A 14934-nucleotide genomic window follows, 5' to 3' on the forward strand; every position below is an offset into this window, starting at 1 on the left:
GCGGCGCCCGCCTCCGCCCGCCCCGACGCCGAGCCCGTCCCCGCGATGCCCGTCGTCTCCGACCGGGTCCGCGACCTGCACGCCCGCATGACCCTCGAGGAGAAGCTGGCCCAGCTGGTCGGCTACTGGCTCGACCAGAACGGCACGGTCGCCCCGATGCAGTCCGAGATGGCCGCGGGCCAGAAGGACTCCGGTCAGCTGCCCGAGATCACCCGGCACGGCCTCGGCCACTACACCCGGGTGTACGGCACCCGGCCGGTGGACCCGGTCGAGCGGGCGGCCTGGCTGTGGGCCGAGCAGCGCCGGCTGCAGCGGGAGACCCGGCTCGGCATCCCGGCGCTGGTGCACGAGGAGTGCCTGACCGGCCTGGCAGCGTGGCAAGCCGCGACCTACCCGACGCCGCTGGCCTGGGGCGCGTCGTTCGACCCCGACCTGGTGCACGAGGCGGCCCGCGCGATCGGCGACTCGATGCGCGAGCTCGGCATCCACCAGGGCCTGGCGCCCGTGCTGGACGTCGTCGGCGACCCCCGGTGGGGCCGTGTCGACGAGTGCATCGGCGAGGACCCGTACCTGGTCGGCACGATCGGCACGGCGTACGTGCGCGGTCTGCAGGAGGCCGGGGTGCACGCCACGCTCAAGCACTTCGCGGGCTACTCCGCGTCGGCGGCCGGCCGGAACCACGCCCCGGTCAGCGCGGGCCCGCGCGAGCTGCTCGACGTGTACCTGCCGCCGTTCGAGATGGCGGTCCGCGACGGCGGCGCCCGCTCGGTGATGAATGCCTACGTCGACGTCGACGGCGTCCCGATGGCGGCGAGCGCCGAGCACCTGACCGGCGTGCTGCGCGAGCAGTGGGGCTTCGACGGCGTCGTCGTCGCCGACTACTTCGCGGTGGCCTTCCTCGAGGTGATGCACCGGGTCGCGGCCGACCGCGGTGAGGCCGCCGCGCTGGCCCTGGAGGCCGGCATCGACGTCGAGCTGCCGACCGGCGACGCGTACCTGGAGCCGCTCACGGAGCGGCTGCGCGCCGGGCTGGCGGACGAGCGCCTGGTGGACCGCGCGGTGCTGCGCGTGCTGGCGCAGAAGGAGGAGCTCGGCCTGCTGGACCCCGACGCGTTCGCCGCCGGCCCGCCCACCGAGGTCGACCTGGACTCCCCGCGGCAGCGGGAGATCGCCCGGCGGCTCGCGCAGGAGTCGGTGGTGCTGCTCGCCAACGACGGCGTGCTGCCGCTCGCGCGGCCGCGGCGGGTGGCCGTCGTCGGCCCCAACGCCGACCGGCCCGAGGCGCTGATGGGCTGCTACTCGTTCGCCAACCACGTGCTCGCGCACCACCCGGGCCTGCCGCTCGGGTTCGAGATCCGCAGCGTCGGCGAGGCGCTGGACGCGGCGCTCGCGGGCACCGCGGAGGTCGTGCACGCCGCGGGCTGCGCGGTCGAGGGCGACGACACCTCCGGGTTCGCCGAGGCGGTCGACGCGGCCACCGGCGCCGACGTGGCGGTCGTCGTGGTGGGCGACCAGGCGGGCCTGTTCGGCCGCGGCACGGTCGGCGAGGGCAACGACGCCGAGTCCCTGGAGCTGCCGGGTGTGCAGCGGCAGCTGGTGGAGGCCCTGGTGGCGACCGGCACCCCGGTCGTGCTGGTGCTGCTGACCGGCCGCCCGTACGCGATCGGCTGGGCGCTCGACGGCGAGGGCGCGCGCCCGGCCGCGGTGCTGCAGGCGTTCTTCCCGGGCGAGGGCGGCGGCGACGCGATCGCCGACGTGCTCACCGGCGCGGTGAACCCGTCCGGGCGGCTGCCGGTGTCGCTGCCGCGGTCCGCGGGCACCCAGCCGTACCGGTACCTGCACCCGGTGCTCGGCGGGCCGTCCGACGTCACGTCGACCGACCCGACCCCGGTGCGGCCGTTCGGCTTCGGGCTCGGGTACACCGAGTTCGCCTACGGCGACCTCGCGGTGGACGCGTCCGTCGACTCGTCGGCCTCGTTCGAGGCGGCGGTCACCGTCACCAACGTCGGCGCGGTCGCCGGCACCGAGACCGTCCAGCTGTACGGGCACGACGTGGTCGCGACCGTGACCCGCCCGGTCGCGCAGCTGCTCGGCTACGCCCGCGTGGACCTGGCGCCGGGGGAGTCCCGCCGGGTGACGTTCCGGGTGCCGACGACGCGGTTCGCGTTCGCGGACCGCCGGCTGACCCGGGTGGTCGAGCCCGGTGACGTGCACGTCTGGGTCGCGTCGCACGCCGAGGCGGCGCCGCGGTCCGCCGAGGTCGCCGGCACCAACGGCGCGATCCGGATGGCCCGCGCCCGCACGGAGCGTGCCGTCGCCGGCACCGCCACGGAGCGCCGCGTGCTCGCGGTGACCGGCGGCGTGCACGAGGTGACCGCCGCCGACGCCCGCGTCGTCGAGGTGAAGGTCACCGCCCCGTGACGGCCGTCGCCAACCCGGTGCTGCCCGGCTGCCACCCGGACCCGTCGGTGTGCCGGGTCGGCGACGACTTCTACCTGGTGACGTCGACCTTCGAGTACCTGCCGGGCCTGCCGGTGTTCCGCAGCCGCGACCTCGCGCACTGGGAGCCGGTCGGGCACGCGGTGCACCGGCAGCTCGACATGTCCGGGCTGCCGTCGTCCAGCGGGCTGTACGCGCCGACGATCCGGCACCACGACGGGCTGTTCTGGGTGGTGTGCACGCTGGTGGACCAGCGGGCCGACGGCCAGGCGCCCGACGAGCGGCGCGCCGGGCTCGGGCACTTCCTGGTGACGGCCGCCGACCCGGCCGGGCCGTGGTCCGAGCCCGCGTGGCTCGGCGGCGACGGCATCGACCCGTCGCTGTTCTTCGACGACGACGGCCGGGCGTGGGTGCTCGCCACCCGGCCGGCCCGGGAGCCGGAGTGGCCCGGTCAGACGGAGGTGTGGCTCCGCGAGCTCGACACCGCGGCGCGGGAGCTGGTCGGACCGGAGCACGTGATCTGGACCGGCGCCGTCCGCGGGGCGGTGTGGGCCGAGGGCCCGCACCTGTACCGCGTCGACGGCCGGTACCTGCTGGTGGCGGCCGAGGGCGGGACCGAGGTGCACCACGCGGTGTGCGTCGCCCGTGCCGACGCGATCACCGGGCCGTACCTCGGCAACCCGTCGAACCCTGTGCTCACCCACCGGCACCTGGGCCGCGGCGTCGACGTGGTGGCCGCCGGGCACGCCGACCTGGTCGAGGCGCCCGACGGGTCCTGGTGGGCCGTGCTGCTCGCCATGCGGACCTCGGGCGGCTACCACTACCCGCTGGGCCGCGAGACGTTCCTGGTGCCCGTGGCGTGGGAGGACGGCTGGCCGGTGCTCGCGCCCGGCGTCGGCCGGATCCCGCCGGTCGTGGACGTCCCGGAGGTCCCCGGGTGGCCGGGCGAGCGCGTGGCCTCCGGGCGGCAGTCCGGGCCGGTGCCCGCCGCGGACCTGCGGTGGACCGCGGTGCGCGCGCTGCCGGAGGACGTCGCGACGCCCGCCGGCGACGGCTGGGAGCTGCCGCTGCGCCCCGCGACCCTCGCGGACCTCGACGTGCCGGCCTTCCTCGGCCTGCGGATCGAGCACCCCGCAGCGGACCTCGCGGTGCGGGTCGCCGTGGCGCTCGCGGACGGGGAGGAGGTCGCCCTGGCCGTGCGGCAGTCCGAGCGCGACCACGTGCGGCTGGCCGTGACCGCCGAGGCCCGCGGCCGGGTCGCCCGGGTGGTGCACGTGCAGGGCGGCGCGCCCCGGCAGGTGCTCGGCGAGGTCGCGCTCGCCGGCGACGGCGCCGATCGCGGGGACCTCACGCTCGTGCTCGAGGCGCGCGGGCCGGACCTGCGGCTGCTCGCCGCCGCCGGCGACGACGCGCCCGCCCTCGTCGCGACCGCCGACGCCCGCACGCTCGACAGCGTCGCGACCGGCGGGTTCCTCGGGCTGTGGGCCGGCGTCCTGGCGACCAGCGCGGGGCAGCCGACGACGACCGTGGCGCACGTCCGGTCCGTGGCATATTCACCGGTGCACTGACGCACCCCCGACAGGAGACCCCGTTGCTCCAGGACCTGCCCGAGCCCGCGCTCTGGGAGCACGCGAGCGCGCTCGTCGAGCCCGCCGACCTCGACGCCTTCTGGGCGCGCACGCTCGCGGACGCCCGCCGGCACGACGCCGCCCCGACGGTCGTCCCCGAGGCCACGCCCCTGACCACCCTGGACGTCTGGGACGTGACGTTCCCGGGCTTCGGCGGCGACCCGGTCCGCGCCTGGTACCGCCGCCCCGCCGGGGCCACGGGGTCCCTGCCGGTGGTCGTGCAGTACGTCGGCTACGGCGGCGGGCGCGGCGCGCCGACCGAGAACCTGCTGTGGGCGTCGGCGGGGTTCGCGCACCTGCAGATGGACACCCGCGGGCAGGGCTCGGGCTGGAGCCGCGGCGACACGCCGGACCCGTGGGGCACCGGCCCGCAGGCGCCCGGCGTCATGACCCGGGGGATCGAGGACCCGGAGACGTACTACTACCGGCGGCTGCTCACCGACGCCGTGCGCGCGGTCGACGCGGCCCGCGCCCTGCCCGGGGTGGACCCGGACCGGGTGGCGGTCGTCGGCGGCAGCCAGGGCGCGGCGATGGCGATCGCCGCCGGGGCGCTCGCCGACGTGCAGGCCGTCGTGGCGGACGTCCCGTTCCTCTGCGACGTCGCGCGGGCGATCGGGATCACCGACAGCAAGCCGTACGCGGAGGTCGTCGAGTACCTGGCCGTGCACCGCGGCGCCGAGGAGCGGGTGCTGCGCACGCTGTCCTACGTCGACGGCGTCGCCCTGGCGCGGCGCGGCCGGGCGCCGGCGCGGTTCTCCGTCGCCCTGATGGACGTGGTCGTGCCGCCCTCGACCGTGGTGGCGGCGCACCGCGCGTGGGGCGGCCCCGCGGACCTGCGCGTGTGGCGGTACAACGGGCACGAGTCGGGCGGTCCGGACCAGGACCGCGAGTCGGTCGAGTTCGTGGCGCGGGAGCTGGGCGCCGGGCCACACTGAGCGCCATGCCCTCGCGCGCGATCGTCTTCCACGGCACCGGCGGCCACCCGGACAACGTGTGGTACCCGTGGCTGGACCGGCGCCTGACGGCCCGCGGCTACACCGTCGAGCGCCCGGCGTACCCGGACCTCAACGTGGAGCCGGTCGGGAGCCTCCTGCCCCGCGTGCTCGCGGCGCACCGGTTCGACGCGGACACGGTGCTGGTCGGCCACTCCGGGGGCGCCGCGCTGCTGCTGGCCGTCCTGGAGCACCTGGACGCGCCCGTGGCCCAAGCGGTGCTGGTCGCCGGGTACTGGCGGCGGCCGAACGACTCCGAGGAGCCGGTGCTGCAGGACGACTACGACTGGGACCGGATCCGCGCCCGCGCCGGGGACCTGGTCTTCGTGAACTCGGTCGTCGACCCCTACGGCTGCGACGCGACCCAGGGGCGCGAGCTGCTGGACCGGCTCGGCGGCACCCTCGTGGTGCGCGACGAGGGGCACTTCGGGGACTGGGACCAGCCCTACCCGGAGTTCGGCCTGCTGGAGCGGCTGGTGCTCTGACGGGCCGGTGCGGGGCTGGTGGGTGACCGCGCGGTGTCCGGCGGACGGCGGTCCGGCGGCAGGTGGGTGTCAGCACCCGGACGAGGGCGCGGGACCGCTCACATCCCGGCCGCGGCGGTCGAACATGGCGGACGACACCGACTGGAGGACCGCCATGACCCCGACCCTGGCCCCGCGCCGCCCGCTGCACCCGCTCGACCCCGCCGAGCACGCCCCGTCCTGCACCCGCCCCGGCTGGCACGTCGACACGAGCCCCGTGCGGTTCGGCATGGTCGTCGCCCGGTGCACGCTGTGCGGCGCGATGGAGTGGCGCGAGCGCTGAGCGAGGCCCGTCCGGGCACGGAAAAGCCCTCGGCCGCGCAGGGGGCAGGCGACCGAGGGCGTTGCCCACTCTAGCCGCCTCGACCCGTCCGGGCCAAACGACTCACCCGATCAGACGCCAACGAACCCGACCGGGAGGTCAGTCGGCGCTCGCGGAGAACGGCCTCCCGGGCCAGTACGCCCACTCCTCGAAGTGCTCGACCCGCCCGTCGGCCGCGAACCGCAGCACCCACAGGTCGCGGTACTCCTGCGGCTCGTCGCCGCCGTACCGCACCTCGGCCCGGACGACCGCGCCCGCGCCCTCGACCGCCACCACCCGGGCGTCCAGGGTGAACGGGGTGGGGTCCGACCAGAACCCGCGCACCGCGTCCAGCCCCTCGAGCGGCGGCTCGTACGGCGAGCGCAGGTAGCGCACGTCCCCGGTGAACAGCGCGTCGAGCGCCCCGGCGTCGTCCTCGCGCCACGCCCGCTCGTAGGCGGCGACCCAGTCCCTCACGCCCGCGCGGTCCATCGCGTCCCCCTCGTGGTCGGAGCGGCCCGACCATCGTGCGCCCCGTCGCCGGGGCGCGTCGAGGGGTCGCGTCGAGGGTCAGGAGACCGGGCCGGTCTCCTCGAGCAGGCGCAGGGCCGCCGTCACCCGGGGGTTGCGCGACGGGTCGGCGTCGATCCCCAGCGTCGCGTAGATGCCGTTGATGTGGTTCTGCACCGACTTCTCGGTGATCCGCAGCGCCTCGCCGATGCCGGCGTTCGACAGCCCCTGGGCGAGCAGCCGCAGGACGGCGTACTGCCGGTCCGTGAGGCGGGACACCGCGGAGCCGGCGCGGGGCGCGACCCGGTCCAGCAGGGCGGGGTCCAGCGTCGTGCGCCCCTCGGCCGCGGCGCGGACCGCCGTGACCAGCGTGGCCGCGTCGGTGGACGAGGTCTTCGACAGGTAGGACCAGCCGGCGGCGACGTCCGGGGGCAGGTCCAGCAGGAGGTCCATCGCGTCGTGCGCCGACAGCAGCAGGATCCCGAGGTCGGGCTGGTGCCGGCGCAGCGTCACCCCCAGCGCGATCCCGTTGCCGTCGGGGAGGTCGATGTCGAGCACGGCGACGTCGGCGGCGCCGGGCCGCAGCGCGGCGGCGCCCTCCTTGACGGTGCCCACGGACGCGACGACGCGCACGTCGTCGGCGGCACCGAGGGTGAGCTCGAGCATCGACCGGAACAGGGGCTGGTCCTCGACGACCACCACGCGGGTCGTCCGGGCTGCGGAATCGGACATCGCGGACAGTATGGTGGCCCGGCCCGGTGAGCGGGCGACGGCACGCGGACGGTCCGCGGGGAGGACGGGGTCGGATGCCCACGCCACTGACGCGGGACGCGGCCGCGGTCCGCGCCGACCGGCGCACCCTGCTGCTGGCCGCGGGCATGCTGATGACGGTGTTCGCCGTCGGGGCCGCCGCGCAGACCGCCTGGGTGTATGGCAACCAGGGCGGGACGGTGCCGGTCGGCACCCGCATCCTGGCCAACCTGACCGCCGTCGCGTCGATGCTGCTGATCCTGGCGGTCACGGGGGTGTCGCTGCCCCAGCGCGGCACGCTGCCCCTCGTCGTCGGGGTGCTGAGCGCCGGGATCACGGCGTCCGGGGTGCGGTTCGCGTTCCAGCTGCTGCTCGACGTCTACGTGGACCCGTCCCGGCAGGTCATCTCGACGGAGCTCGCCAGCGGGGCCGTCGTCGCCTGGATCGCCGCGTCGATGGGGCTCGCCGCCATGCTGTCCCAGCGGCGCCTGCGCGCCGAGATCGCGGAGCGGGCCGAGGCGCGGCTGCAGATCGAGCTGGCGCTCGCGGCGCTGCAGCACGAGGAGGTGCGGGTCCGCCGCGAGGTGGCGGAGGGGCTGCACGGCAGCATGCAGCAGCGGCTCGTCCTGGTCGTCGCCCGGCTGGACCGGCTGATCGGCGAGCTGGGGACCGCGCCCGCCCGTGCGCTCACCCCCGAGGACGTGGCGCTGCTGCGCGAGGTGCGCGAGCAGATCGAGACGGTGCGCGAGGCGGACGTCCGCACCACCAGCCGCATGCTCTACCCCGAGCAGCTGGAGGTCGGCATGGTCCCGGCGATCCGCGCCCTGCTCGGCCGGATCCCGCGCACCGTGAACACCCGCCTGGGCGTCTCGGACGAGGTGCGGGTCGTGGACGACCCCGCCGACCCGCGCCTGACCCGCAGCGAGCGGCTGCTGGCGGTGCGCGTGGTCGAGGAGGCGATCAGCAACGCCCTGCGCCACGGGCAGGCCCAGGTGGTCGACGTCCGGGTGTCGCTGGTCGGCGACGCCCTCGAGGTGCGCGTGTCCGACGACGGCGACGGCTTCGGCGAGGACGCCGGCCGGCCGTCCGGCACGGCGCGGCTCGCGGACCGGCTCCGGCTGGTCGGCGGCGACCTCCGTGTCACCTCCGTGCCCGGCGACGGCACCCAGGTGGTCGCGCACCTTCCGGTGGAATCGCTCCGCGGCGCGGCGCTCTGACCTGCGGACCTCCGGTTTTCACCCACCCGGTTTGTCCGAATCGTCCGGATAAATGTTGCAACGTCGGTGTTGACGTGCAGTCACGGGGGTGCTGCCACCCAGGAAGCGCCTTCCCCGGGGGTGCGGCGGTCCTAGTGTTCGCGAGCCGCACCCGCCGGGACCCCCTGCTCCGGTGACGCGGTCAGCGCCCCGCCTCCCGGCTCCGCGGGTGCGCCCGTCCGCCGAGCCGCCCCCTGTCGAGGAGTGCCATGTCCGTCGCCACCGCCCCCGCCCCCGCCGCCGAGGCCGCTCCGGCCGCCCCGCGCCGCTCGGTCCGCCGCAAGGTCGTCGCCCTGACCGTGGCCGGGCTCGGCATCGCGGGCCTCGGCCTCGCGTCCGCCGCGCAGCTCAACCTGACCGCCGGCGCGCTCGGTGCGGGCACCACCGTCGTCGCCTCCTGCGACTCGAACGGCGTGGCCGTCGCGTTCACCAACGCGTTCACCACGTCCGTCAAGGGCTACACGGTCAGCCAGGTCACGCTCAACGACGTCGCGGCCGGCTGCCAGGGCCAGACGATCTCCGTCGACCTGCTCAACACCGACCCGACCGACGGCTCCACCGGCGCCTCGGTCAGCCACCTCACCGGCACCGTCCCCCAGGGCGGCGGCAGCGTGAGCCTCGCCGTCACCGGCGCCGTGAAGGCGGCCGACGTCAAGGGCGTCGCCGTCGTCATCGCGGGCTGACGCGAGCGCACCGTGCGCGCCGGGGCCGTCGACGCGGCCGGCGCGGGCAGCACCGCTGCCCGCCGCCGGCGCCTCGGCGTGCCCGGGCGCGCGGGCGTCGTCGGGCGCCTGCGCCGGGCCGCGCGCCCGTCCCGGGAGAACCGGGCGGTGCCGCCGGCCCCGCGCGCCCAGCGGACCGGCCGCGAGCGGGTGCGCAGCGCGTTCGGCTGGGCGGTCACGGCCGCGCTCGTCGGGGTGCTGGTGTGGTTCGGCTGGCCGAGCACCCTCGGCGGCTGCACGACCCTGACGATCGTCTCCGGCCACTCGATGGAGCCGACGTACTACACCGGCGACCTCGTGGTCTCACGCTGCGGCACCCCCGGGGCGGGCGACGTCGTGGTCTACACCCCGCCCGGCCTCGACCGCGGCCGGATCATCCACCGGGTGGTCGGCGGCGACGCGGCCGACGGCTGGGTGATCCAGGGCGACAACAACGACTTCCTCGACCCCTGGCGACCGCACGCCGGGGACGTGCTCGGCATCGCGCGGCTGCACGTGCCGGGGCTCGGGCGGGTGGCGTCGATCCTGCTGGACCCGTGGGCGTGGGCGTCGCTGCTCGTGGTCGCCGCCGGGGTGCTGCTGTGGCCCGCGCCGCCCGAGCGGGCCGCCTCGCCCGTGCCGGCGTCGCCGTCGGAGCCGCCGACCGCCGACCCGGGGGCGCTCCCCGCCGACCCGGGGGCGCTCCCCGCCGACCCGGCGGTGCCCGCCGCCCCGGCCTCAGCCGGCGCCCCCGCGCCGGGCGTCCCGTGACCGCCGCCGCCCGGCGCGCCGCCGCGCCCGCGGCGCTGCTCGTCGCGGTCGTCGCCGTGCTCGCCGCGCTGGCCCTGTCGCCCGCGAGCGCCGCCCGGCTCGTCGTGCGCGGCCCCTCGGTCACGACCGGCAGCGCCGCCCCGTGCGCCGCGACGGCCCTCGGCGCCGCCTCCGGCGCCGCGACCGCGTCCGGCACCTCGACCCAGGTGGTGCTGTCCGGGGTCCCGGCCGGGTGCCGCGGCCAGGTGGCGACGCTGCGGCTGTACGCCGCGGACGGCACCGCCCTGTCCGCCACCGACACCTCCGCCACGCTCGCCGCCACCGGCAGCACCGCCGTCACGGTGCCGTCCTACGCGGCGACCCGCGTCGCCGGGGTCGCCCTCACCGTCGGCACCTGGTCGCTGCCGGTGACCTGGACCCCGGCCGCCGGTGCGGCGGCCGGCCCCGTGACGCCGGGCGCGGGGACCACCTTCGGCGCCCTCACCTGGTCCCAGCTCGCGTCCTCGGGCACGCAGGCGTGCGTCACGGTGGACGTCTCCGGCGCCGGCGGGTCGTCCTGGCGCGTCGACCTGCACCTGCAGCAGCGCCCCTTCAACGGGGTGGCCTCCGGCTCCGGGTTCTCGGTGAGCCCGTGGTGGGCGGGGGTCCTGGACCCGCGGCCGGTCGACGGGGTCGTCACGGTGGGCGCGCGACCCGGTCAGGAGTCCTTCGCGACGGCGTCGGCCACGGTGACGATCTGCCACTACGGCCTGCCCGCACCCGCCCACGACCCGGCGCTGACCTACGCCCAGACCGCGGGCGCCGTCACCGGGACGGGCGCCTGGGCGTGCCAGAGCACCACGGTCCGGGTCGCCGGGACGCCGCAGTTCTACGCCGGGTGGCGGGCGGACGTGGACGTCGCCCCGCTGGTCGCCTGGTTCGCGGCGCGCGGGATGCGGGCCGACCTCACGACGCTGACGGCCCAGGGGAACTACGCCCTCGCCGCGCAGGGCGGCACCACGTACCGGGTGACCCCCACCGCGTGGGACACGTGGGGCGTCCGCGACGACACGCCGCGCACGTTCGACCTCTGCGCCCGCACCTGACCGGCCGCGCCCCGCCGCGCGGCTCGCGCGGCTCCCTCGGCTCCCGCGGCTCGCGAGCGTGCAACCGACACGTCGAGCGAGCAGTCGGCGGCTACCCCCTCGACGTGTCGGTTGCCCGCTCGGCGGCCGCGGCACCTGCGCCGGGGGGTCGGCGGCGCCCGCGCCGGGGGGCGGCGGCGCCCGCGCCGGCGGGTCGGCGGCACCTGCGCCGGGGGGTCGACGGCGCCCGCCTCCTGCCGGCGGCCGGTGCTGTGCGCGCCCGCGCGGGCGGGTGAGCGGGGTTCGCCCGTCCGGGTGGAGCGCCGCCCCGGATGCTCAACCGCGGGGCGCGCTCGACGATGGGGGCGCCAGGTCGACGGATCGACCGGGGCACGTCCACGGAGGGGGCGCCGATGGCGCACGAGCACGTCCGGGCCCGCCGCGCGGCGGGGGTCACGTTGGCGTGGCTGGGCTGCGCCGGCCTCGCCGTCTCCATGGCGCGGGCGATGACCTGGGAGGGCGGCGACGACGCCCCCGCGGGCGCCTGCGTCGTGAGCCGGATCTCGGTGGACTACGCCGTCGACTACGTCCCGGGCCTCGGCGGCTACGGCGTCACCGCGACGTCGCTGTCGGACGTGCCGGAGGACTGCGCGGGCCGGGAGGTCGCCGTCACCCTGCACGGGGCGGACGACGCGGCGCTGGCCGAGTCGCGCGCGCCGGTCACCGCCCCGACCTCCACCGTGCCGGTCACGGGCGACCCGGTCCCGGTCGAGCGGCTGGGCGGCGTGTCGCTCGCGCTGGTGACGGACGGCGACGCGGCGCCGGCCGGCGACCCGCTCGCGGCCGGCTGACCCCTCAGACCTCGGTGAGCGTCGGCAGCTTCGGCTGCCGGGTGTCGCCCGAGGACGTGCCGCGCAGCCGCCGGGTCGCCCACGGGTAGGCGTACAGCCGCAGCCACTGCGCGTCCTGGCGCGCCTGCACCGCGCGCGACGGCCGGGGCGCCGGCGCGAGCGGGGAGTCCCAGTCGGGGTCGTCCGGCGCGAGCCCGAGCGCGACCAGCGCCCCCTGCGCGACCCGCGCGTGCGCCTCGGAGGTCAGGTGGATGCGGTCGGGCGCCCACATCCGGATGTCGTGCAGGTGCCGCATGCCCCACAGGTCGAGCACGTGCGCGCCGTGCCGCCGGGCGATCGACCAGATGTGCGCGTTGTAGACACCGACCCGCGGGCGGGTGGTGGACACGATCGGGGAGCCCGAGGCGTCGAACCCGGTCGCGAGCAGCACGTCCGCACCCGTCGCCCGGATCCGCGCCACGGCCTGCTCCAGCCCGTGCGCGAGCCGGTCGGGGTCGGCGGTCGGGCGCAGGATGTCGTTGCCGCCGCCGACGAGGCTGACCAGATCGGGCTCCATGGCGAGCGCCTCGGGCACCTGGTCGGCCACGATCGGGCGCAGGAGCCGGCCGCGCACGGCGAGGTTCGCGTACTGCAGCGGTTCCGCACCCGCGGCCCGGCGGCGCTCGGACAGCAGCCCCGCGAGCACGTCGGCCCAGCCCCGGACCGGCCCGTCCTCGCCGTGCGGGGCGTCCCACAGGCCCTCGGTGAACGAGTCGCCGACCGCGACGTACCGGCGCCACGGGGGCGCGGTCGTCGGGTCGGTCGGCGTGCTTGCCTGCGTGCGGGCCGTCGCCCCGGCCCCCTCGTGCGTCGTCACCCCCGCAGTGTGCCCCCGTCGCGGGCCCCGGTTCCAGGAGGGACCCGGCGGCGCCCTACGGCAGGGACCAGTCCACGGGCTCGGCGCCCTGCTCGACCAGCAGGGCGTTCACGCGGGAGAACGGCCTCGAGCCGAAGAACCCGCGGCTCGCCGAGAGCGGGCTCGGGTGCGGGCTGGCGACCACCGGGACGTCGCCGAGCGCGGTCGCCAGCGACTGGGCGTCCCGTCCCCACAGCACCGCGACCAGCGGGCCGCCCCGCTCGACCAGCGCCGCGATCGCGCGGTCCGTGACCGCCTCCCAGCCGCGGCCGCGGTGCGACGCGGGCTCGCCGGGCCGGACCGTGAGCACCCGGTTGAGCAGCATGACGCCGCGGTCCGCCCAGGGCGACAGGTCGCCCGTCGTCGGCTGCGGCACGCCCAGGTCGGCCTGCAGCTCGGTGAAGATGTTCGCGAGCGACCGCGGGACCGGCCGGACGTCCGGCTGGACCGAGAACGACAGCCCCATCGGGTGCCCGGGGGTGGGGTAGGGGTCCTGGCCGACGACGAGCACGCGCACGTCCGCGAGCGGTCGGGTGAACGCGCGCAGCACGTCCGGCCCGGCGGGCAGGTAGTCGCGCCCCGCGGCGACCTCGGCCCGCAGGAACTCGCCGGCGGCGTGCACCAGGGGCTCGACGGGCGCGAGCGCCTCCGCCCAGTCGGGGGCCACCAGCTCGGACAGCGGCGCGGAGGTCACGGGGCCCGAGGCTAGCGGAACCGGCGCGCGCCTCCGGGCCCGCGCGTCGCCGGCCGGAGGAATGACACGCCTGTGATTCCCGCCGTACGATGACGCCGGGCCGGTCGTGGACGCCGGCCCGCGGCAGCACCGGGAGGAGCAGGGACGGATGGACGCGACGTCGGAGACGGCCGACCGGCCCGCCCTGGTGGCGGTCGAGGGCGGCGCGGGCGGCGCGGACGGCGACCTGTCCGAGCGCGACCGCGAGGTGCTCGCCTTCGAGCGGCAGTGGTGGAAGTACGCCGGCGCCAAGGAGCAGGCCGTCCGCGAGCTGTTCGACATGTCGGCGACCCGGTACTACCAGGTGCTGAACGCCCTCATCGACTCCCCGGCGGCGCTCGCCCACGACCCGATGCTGGTCAAGCGCCTGCGCCGCATGCGGTCCACCCGGCAGCGCGCGCGCAGCGCCCGCCGGCTCGGCGCCGACGGCTGACCGGCGCCGCCACCCCCGCGCGGCGCGCCGTGCGTGCCGGGGTGGACAGGCCGAGCCGTTAGCCTGTCCGCCGTGACCAAGGCGAGCGACCGGTACCCGGAGGACGAGTTCGACGCCGAGCCGGCGCCCGACGCGCCGATCGGTGTGCACCGCGCACCCCGCAGCTGGTGGAGCCGCTGGTGGCCGTTCGTCGCCGTGGTCGTGCTGGTCCCGGCCGTCACCGTGGGCCTGGTGGTGTGGGCGTCGTCCTGGGACGGCCGCCTGCCGGGGTTCGGCGACTCGACGGAGCCCGCCGCGGCGGCGCCGGAGACGTCGGCCGCCACGGAGGGCACGGAGGACCCGGCCGCCGAGGACCCCGCCGCCGAGGACCCGGCCTCGACCGAGGAGCCGCCGCCCGTCGCGGAGGAGCCCGCCCCCACGGCCGACCTGACCACCGCGGTGCGGGTGCTCAACGCCTCCGGCCGGTCGGGCCTCGCCGGCGGCGCCGCGAGCGACCTCGAGGACGCCGGGTTCACGTCGGTCGAGGCCGGCAACGGCAACGCCGGCGGGCTGCAGCAGTCGACGGTGTTCTACGCGAGCGCCGACCTGGCGCCGACCGCGCAGCAGGTCGCGGACACGCTCGGAATCGCGAACGTGGTGGAGTCGTCGGGCACCGCGCCGGAGGGCGTCGTCGTCCTCCTGCTGGCGGACTTCGCGGGCTGACCCCTTCCGCAGGTCGGAGGGCGGGGCTAGTCTCGGCCGCGTCGCGGTGACCGCTCTCCACCGGCCGGGGGAGACCACGGCCCCTGCGGCGCACCGATCATCCCGTTGTCAGGAGCACCGCATGCCGCAGGGAACCGTCAAGTGGTTCAACGCCGAGAAGGGCTACGGGTTCATCACCCCGGCCGACGGCGGTCAGGACCTGTTCGTCCACTTCAGCGCCATCCAGTCCAACGGGTACCGCAGCCTCGAGGAGGGGCAGTCGGTGGAGTTCGAGGTCGGGCAGGGCACCAAGGGCCCGCAGGCCGAGCAGGTCCGCCCGCTCTGAGCCGCCCGCCGCGCTGAGACGCCGTCGCGGGCCGGGGCAGGCCGCCCCGGCCCGCGACG

General features: G+C 77.2%; 17 protein-coding genes. 13 read left to right on the forward strand and 4 right to left on the reverse strand.

Going from position 1 to position 14934, the window contains the following annotated elements; all coding sequences use genetic code 11:
* Nucleotides 1-45 precede the first annotated feature (45 nt).
* The 5 genes from FS882_RS18075 to FS882_RS21140 all read left to right on the forward strand — a co-directional run bounded on the left by FS882_RS18075 (nucleotide 46) and on the right by FS882_RS21140 (nucleotide 5866).
* Entirely contained in the window at nucleotides 46-2421 is a 2376-nt protein-coding gene (locus FS882_RS18075; protein WP_158375248.1) for a glycoside hydrolase family 3 N-terminal domain-containing protein, read from the forward strand.
* A complete protein-coding gene (locus tag FS882_RS18080) occupies nucleotides 2418-4007 on the forward strand; it encodes a glycoside hydrolase family 43 protein (RefSeq protein ID WP_158375186.1) in 1590 nt (529 codons plus the stop codon). The genes FS882_RS18075 and FS882_RS18080 overlap by 4 nt, the downstream gene beginning before the upstream one ends.
* 23 nt (nucleotides 4008-4030) lie before the next feature.
* The gene (locus tag FS882_RS18085; RefSeq protein WP_158375188.1) at nucleotides 4031-5002 is read left to right on the forward strand and encodes an acetylxylan esterase; all 972 of its coding nucleotides are present in this window, start codon (nucleotides 4031-4033) and stop codon (nucleotides 5000-5002) included.
* A 5-nt stretch (nucleotides 5003-5007) separates the two neighbouring features.
* Complete coding sequence (locus FS882_RS18090) at nucleotides 5008-5544, forward strand: RBBP9/YdeN family alpha/beta hydrolase (protein ID WP_158375190.1); 537 nt, start codon at nucleotides 5008-5010, stop codon at nucleotides 5542-5544.
* A gap of 154 nt (nucleotides 5545-5698) precedes the next feature.
* Nucleotides 5699-5866, forward strand: a complete 168-nt coding sequence (locus tag FS882_RS21140) for a hypothetical protein (RefSeq protein WP_187365359.1) — start codon at nucleotides 5699-5701, stop codon at nucleotides 5864-5866.
* A gap of 138 nt (nucleotides 5867-6004) precedes the next feature.
* On the opposite strand, the gene FS882_RS18095 is transcribed toward FS882_RS21140, so the two are convergent.
* A complete protein-coding gene (locus FS882_RS18095) occupies nucleotides 6005-6361 on the reverse strand; it encodes a nuclear transport factor 2 family protein (protein ID WP_262348396.1) in 357 nt (118 codons plus the stop codon).
* A 93-nt stretch (nucleotides 6362-6454) separates the two neighbouring features.
* Nucleotides 6455-7126, reverse strand: coding sequence for a response regulator transcription factor (locus tag FS882_RS18100; protein ID WP_158375194.1), 672 nt, complete (start codon nucleotides 7124-7126; stop codon nucleotides 6455-6457).
* A gap of 74 nt (nucleotides 7127-7200) precedes the next feature.
* Between FS882_RS18100 and FS882_RS18105 the strand changes: the two genes are divergently transcribed.
* From FS882_RS18105 to FS882_RS18125, 5 genes are all read left to right on the forward strand, one after another.
* Nucleotides 7201-8361 carry a sensor histidine kinase gene (locus FS882_RS18105; RefSeq protein WP_158375196.1) on the forward strand — a complete coding sequence of 387 codons (1161 nt, stop codon included), beginning with the start codon at nucleotides 7201-7203 and terminating at the stop codon, nucleotides 8359-8361.
* Between the two features lie 248 nt (nucleotides 8362-8609).
* Complete coding sequence (locus FS882_RS18110; protein WP_158375198.1) at nucleotides 8610-9083, forward strand: hypothetical protein; 474 nt, start codon at nucleotides 8610-8612, stop codon at nucleotides 9081-9083.
* Nucleotides 9084-9095: 12 nt separating this feature from the next.
* Nucleotides 9096-9872, forward strand: a complete 777-nt coding sequence (locus FS882_RS21435) for a S24/S26 family peptidase (RefSeq protein ID WP_158375200.1) — start codon at nucleotides 9096-9098, stop codon at nucleotides 9870-9872.
* The gene (locus FS882_RS18120; RefSeq protein ID WP_158375202.1) at nucleotides 9869-10957 is read left to right on the forward strand and encodes a hypothetical protein; all 1089 of its coding nucleotides are present in this window, start codon (nucleotides 9869-9871) and stop codon (nucleotides 10955-10957) included. The genes FS882_RS21435 and FS882_RS18120 overlap by 4 nt, the downstream gene beginning before the upstream one ends.
* A 392-nt stretch (nucleotides 10958-11349) precedes the next feature.
* Complete coding sequence (locus FS882_RS18125) at nucleotides 11350-11787, forward strand: hypothetical protein (RefSeq protein WP_158375204.1); 438 nt, start codon at nucleotides 11350-11352, stop codon at nucleotides 11785-11787.
* A 4-nt stretch (nucleotides 11788-11791) separates the two neighbouring features.
* Here the strand turns inward: FS882_RS18125 and FS882_RS18130 are convergent, their stop codons facing one another.
* Nucleotides 11792-12643 (reverse strand): SGNH/GDSL hydrolase family protein, encoded by an 852-nt coding sequence (locus FS882_RS18130; RefSeq protein WP_158375206.1) that lies wholly within the window; start codon nucleotides 12641-12643, stop codon nucleotides 11792-11794.
* Between the two features lie 55 nt (nucleotides 12644-12698).
* A complete protein-coding gene (locus FS882_RS18135) occupies nucleotides 12699-13376 on the reverse strand; it encodes a uracil-DNA glycosylase (protein WP_158375208.1) in 678 nt (225 codons plus the stop codon).
* A 148-nt stretch (nucleotides 13377-13524) separates the two neighbouring features.
* Between FS882_RS18135 and FS882_RS18140 the strand changes: the two genes are divergently transcribed.
* The 3 genes from FS882_RS18140 to FS882_RS18150 all read left to right on the forward strand — a co-directional run bounded on the left by FS882_RS18140 (nucleotide 13525) and on the right by FS882_RS18150 (nucleotide 14875).
* On the forward strand, nucleotides 13525-13848 hold the full coding sequence (locus FS882_RS18140; RefSeq protein ID WP_158375210.1) for a DUF3263 domain-containing protein: 324 nt from the start codon (nucleotides 13525-13527) through the stop codon (nucleotides 13846-13848).
* 72 nt (nucleotides 13849-13920) lie between these two features.
* Nucleotides 13921-14550, forward strand: coding sequence for a LytR C-terminal domain-containing protein (locus tag FS882_RS18145; RefSeq protein ID WP_158375212.1), 630 nt, complete (start codon nucleotides 13921-13923; stop codon nucleotides 14548-14550).
* A gap of 121 nt (nucleotides 14551-14671) precedes the next feature.
* Complete coding sequence (locus FS882_RS18150) at nucleotides 14672-14875, forward strand: cold-shock protein (RefSeq protein WP_158375214.1); 204 nt, start codon at nucleotides 14672-14674, stop codon at nucleotides 14873-14875.
* The last annotated feature ends 59 nt before the right edge of the window (nucleotides 14876-14934 follow it).

It is taken from the genome of Cellulosimicrobium cellulans (genome assembly GCF_007679345.1).
GTDB lineage: Bacteria > Actinomycetota > Actinomycetes > Actinomycetales > Cellulomonadaceae > Cellulomonas > Cellulomonas cellulans_A.

Coding starts and splice junctions, on each gene's coding strand:
- FS882_RS18075 (WP_158375248.1), top strand. CDS start 46: ATGCCCGTCGTCTCCGACCGGGTCCGCGACCTGCACGCCCGCATGACC.
- FS882_RS18090 (WP_158375190.1), top strand. CDS start 5,008: ATGCCCTCGCGCGCGATCGTCTTCCACGGCACCGGCGGCCACCCGGAC.
- FS882_RS21140 (WP_187365359.1), top strand. CDS start 5,699: ATGACCCCGACCCTGGCCCCGCGCCGCCCGCTGCACCCGCTCGACCCC.
- FS882_RS18100 (WP_158375194.1), bottom strand. CDS start 7,126: ATGTCCGATTCCGCAGCCCGGACGACCCGCGTGGTGGTCGTCGAGGAC.
- FS882_RS18105 (WP_158375196.1), top strand. CDS start 7,201: ATGCCCACGCCACTGACGCGGGACGCGGCCGCGGTCCGCGCCGACCGG.
- FS882_RS18110 (WP_158375198.1), top strand. CDS start 8,610: ATGTCCGTCGCCACCGCCCCCGCCCCCGCCGCCGAGGCCGCTCCGGCC.
- FS882_RS18125 (WP_158375204.1), top strand. CDS start 11,350: ATGGCGCACGAGCACGTCCGGGCCCGCCGCGCGGCGGGGGTCACGTTG.
- FS882_RS18140 (WP_158375210.1), top strand. CDS start 13,525: ATGGACGCGACGTCGGAGACGGCCGACCGGCCCGCCCTGGTGGCGGTC.
- FS882_RS18150 (WP_158375214.1), top strand. CDS start 14,672: ATGCCGCAGGGAACCGTCAAGTGGTTCAACGCCGAGAAGGGCTACGGG.